This is a genomic window from Streptomyces sp. WELS2 (genome assembly GCF_013870595.1).
Lineage (GTDB): Bacteria > Actinomycetota > Actinomycetes > Streptomycetales > Streptomycetaceae > Streptomyces.
This window is the reverse complement of record NZ_JACBWZ010000647.1, coordinates 1-3,621: the sequence shown is the minus strand read 5'-3', so window position 1 is coordinate 3,621 and position 3,621 is coordinate 1. Positions and strand designations below refer to the sequence as shown.

The window sequence follows — 3,621 nt, the reverse complement described above, 5'->3', positions numbered from 1 at the left end:
GGCTGGCTGCTGCGCCGCGGGGACCTGGCCGTGCTGCGGCTGATCGAACTGTCGGCGCACGGAGCGTACGGAGTCACGGAGACGGCGCTCATACGGTCCCTGCGCGCCGCGTTCGCGCTGGTGCGCGCCCTGTACGCCGGGCTGCTTCCCGTCACCGGGACCGGCCCGCGCGGCCACCGCTCCGAGCGGGACGACACCCCGGCCCCGCGCACCGCCGTACTCCAGCACACGGTGATCCGGCGCGGTCCGCCCGCCGCCGCCCTCCTCCTCGCCGCCTGACACGACGCGACGACCACCACGACCGGATCCGAGAGAGCCGGACGGGAGGCGCCGCCGTCGTGCGGCACGCGCGCGTGCGCACACCGGTACCGGCCGCTCCGAGTGGCAGGGCCGCGCGCACGCGTACTCCCGATCACCAACGCATCTCACCCGGAGTGGAGTACTCCCTGCCATGAAGGCTTCTCGTATCGCCGCCGCCGCCGTCGCCGCCGGCTCGGCCGTCCTCGCCCTGTCCGTCCCCGCGTTCGCGCACGTCTCCGTGCAGCCGGAGGGCACCGCGGCCAAGGGCGGCTACGCGGTCGTGGACGTCAAGGTCCCGAACGAGCGCGACGACGCCTCGACCACCAAGGTCGAGATCAGCCTGCCGGCCGACCACCCGATCGCCTCGGTCATGCCGCAGCCGGTGCCCGGCTGGAAGGCCACCGTCACCAAGTCCAAGCTGGCCAAGCCGCTGACCATGCACGGCGAGAAGATCGACGAGGCCGTCAGCAAGGTCACCTGGACCGCCGACGGCAAGGGCATCGAGCCCGGTTTCTTCCAGAAGTTCCCGCTCTCCATGGGCGCCCTGCCCGAGAACACCGACCAGCTGGTGTTCAAGGCCCTCCAGACCTACTCCGACAAGGAGGTGGTCCGCTGGATCGAGGTCCCGCAGGAGGGCCAGGACGAGCCGGAGAACCCGGCCCCGGTGCTGAAGCTGGCCACCGCCGAGGAGGACGGGCACGGCTCGGCGAGCACCCTCACCAAGGCCGGCAAGACCGAGAACACGGCCGCCGCGGACTCCGGCGACGGCACCGACACCACCGCGCGCGTGCTCGGCGTGGCCGGCATCGTCATCGGCATCGCGGGCGTGGCCTACGGCGTCTTCGCGGGCCGCCGCCGCACCGCCGCCTGATCCTCGTTCCGCAGCGCGTACCGGGCGTCGCGCGGGGGCGTCCCCGCGCGGCCCCGCGCGACCCCGGTGCGCGCCGGAGTTCACACATCTGGGACATTTTCCTATGCGCAAGAAGACGTTCGCCGCGGCGGCGCTGCTCGCCGCCGCCACCCTGACCCTTTCCGCCTGCGGCAGCGGGAAGGACGACAACGCACCGATCGCCGTGGTCTCGGGCGGCACCGAATCGAACAGGCCCGCCACCGTCCTCGACCAGCCGTTCGACAAGCCGGCCCTGGTCCTCACCGACACCCACGGCGAGAAGTACGACCTCCGCAAGGAGACCAAGGGCCACCCGACCCTCGTCTACTTCGGCTACACCCACTGCCCGGACATCTGCCCGGCCACGATGAGCAACATCGCCGTCGCGAAGAAGTCGCTGCCCAAGGCCGAGCAGGACGCCCTGAAGGTCGTGTTCGTCACCACCGACCCCGACCGCGACACCCCCGCCGAGCTGGGCAAGTGGCTCAAGGGCATCGACCCCGCGTTCATCGGCCTGACCGGCGACTTCGCCAAGGTGCAGGCCGCCGCCCGGTCCCTCGGCATCGCCGTGGAGCCGACGAAGAAGGACAAGAACGGCAAGCTCGTCTCCATGCACGGCACCCAGGTCGTCGCCTTCTCCCCGAAGACCGACGCCGGTTACGTCCTCTACGGCGAGAACGCCTCGGCCGACGACTACACCAGGGACCTGCCCAAGCTCGTCAAGGGAGCGAACCCGTGACGCGCCGGGCCGTCCTGACCGCGGGCGCGCTCGCCGCCGCGCTGGCCCTCACGGGCTGTTCCGCCTCCGCGGCGGACTCGGGCTCCGAGGCGGCACAGCTGTCCGTCAGCTCCCCCTACATGCCCCAGCCGGTCTCCGCCGACATGGCCGCCGGATTCCTGACGATCACCAACAAGGGCGGGGCCGGCGACGAGCTGACCTCGGTCAGCAGCGATGTCGCCGGGCAGGTCACCATGCACAGCACCACCGGCGGGGCCATGGCGGAGGAGTCCTCCTTCCGCATACCGGCGCACGGCCGGCTGGTGTTCCGCAGCGGGGGCAACCACCTGATGTTCGAGCAGCTGAAGCGTGCGCCGAAGCAGGGCCAGACGGTCAGTGTGAAGCTCACCTTCGCCAAGTCGGGGCCGCTCACCGTCGAAATGCCGGTGAAGTCCGCGACGTACAACCCGTCGACCGGCCACTGAGGGAGGGACCACCGTGACCCGGACCACCGCCCCCCGCCTGCGGACCCTGCTGCTGCTCCTGCTCGCCGTCACCGGCGCGCTGCTGGCGGGCGCCTCTCCCGCCTCCGCCCACGCGGCGCTGACCGGCAGCGACCCGGCGCAGGGGGCGGTGGCCGCGACGGCACCCACCCGGGTGTCGCTCACCTTCTCCGAGAAGGTGGCCATGAGCGACGGCTCGGTGCGCGTCCTCGATCCCCGGGGCAAACCGGTGCAGACGGGCAGCCCGGCCAACGTGAGCGGGACGACGTACGCCGTGCAGCTGAAGAGCGGCCTGGCCAAGGGCACCTACACCGTCACCTACCAGGTCGTCTCCGCGGACAGCCACCCCGTCGCCGGCGCCTACACCTTCTCCGTCGGCGCGCCCTCGCCAACCGTCGTGACCGGCGCCGCGCCGGCCGCGGGCGGCGGGATCGTGGGCGGACTGTACGCGTTCGGCCGGTATGTGTCGTACGCCGGTTTCATCGTGCTCGCCGGCGGCGCGGCCTTCGTGCTCGCCTGCTGGCAGCGCGGCGCGGGGGTACGGGCCGTGCAGCGGCTCGTCGTCGGCGGCTGGATCGCGCTGACCGCGGCCACCCTGTGGCTGCTGCTCCTGCGCGGCTCGTACACCACCTCGGGGGCGTTCGCGGACGTCTTCGACCTCGACCTGCTCGGCCAGGTGCTCCAGACCAAGACCGGGGCCGCGCTGGTCTCCCGGCTGCTGCTGCTCGCCGCCGCCGCGCTGTTCGTCGCCGTCCTCTTCGGCACCTACACCCGGCGCGAGGACGTCTCCGAGAAGCGCGACCTGACCTTCGGGCTCGCGGTCGGCGGAGTGGTCGTGGCGGCCGGGCTCGCCACCAGCTGGGCCATGGCCGAGCACGCCTCCACCGGACTCCAGCCGGGCCTCGCCATGCCGGTGGACGTCGTCCATCTGCTGGCCGTCGCCGCCTGGCTGGGCGGGCTCACCGCCCTGCTGACCGCGCTGTACCGGGCGCCCGCCGAACAGCCGGTCGAGGCCGCCGCCGTCCGGCGCTTCTCCCGGCTGGCCTTCGGCTCCGTCCTCGTGCTCGTCGTCACCGGCGTCTACCAGTCCTGGCGGCAGCTCGGCTCCTGGTCGGCGTTCACCGACACCCGCTACGGGCAGCTGCTGCTGGCCAAGATCGCCCTGGTGGCGGTGCTGGTCGGCATCGCGGGCCTGTCCCGCCGGTGGACGG

Annotated in this window: 4 protein-coding genes and 1 pseudogene; all 5 read left to right on the top strand. The window is 72.6% G+C overall.

Features of this window, described 5'->3' with window-relative positions; translation table 11 throughout:
- Positions 1 to 279, top strand: a pseudogene (locus H5J33_RS27380) (hypothetical protein); the annotation flags it as partial.
- 172 nt (positions 280 to 451) lie between these two features.
- Entirely contained in the window at positions 452 to 1,171 is a 720-nt protein-coding gene (locus tag H5J33_RS27375) for a YcnI family protein (RefSeq protein ID WP_181797514.1), read from the top strand.
- Positions 1,172 to 1,274: 103 nt separating this feature from the next.
- A complete protein-coding gene (locus H5J33_RS27370) occupies positions 1,275 to 1,928 on the top strand; it encodes an SCO family protein (RefSeq protein ID WP_181797513.1) in 654 nt (217 codons plus the stop codon).
- Positions 1,925 to 2,392: a copper chaperone PCu(A)C gene (locus H5J33_RS27365; RefSeq protein WP_181797512.1), complete on the top strand. Its 468-nt coding sequence runs from the start codon at positions 1,925 to 1,927 to the stop codon at positions 2,390 to 2,392. The genes H5J33_RS27370 and H5J33_RS27365 overlap by 4 nt, the downstream gene beginning before the upstream one ends.
- Positions 2,393 to 2,405: 13 nt before the next feature.
- The coding region (locus H5J33_RS27360; protein ID WP_181797511.1) for a copper resistance protein CopC at positions 2,406 to 3,621 on the top strand (1,216 nt) is incomplete at its 3' end.

Bases quoted from the DNA above. Each gene is read 5' to 3' on its own strand.
- H5J33_RS27370 (WP_181797513.1), top strand. From the start codon at position 1,275: ATGCGCAAGAAGACGTTCGCCGCGGCGGCGCTGCTCGCCGCCGCCACC.
- H5J33_RS27375 (WP_181797514.1), top strand. From the start codon at position 452: ATGAAGGCTTCTCGTATCGCCGCCGCCGCCGTCGCCGCCGGCTCGGCC.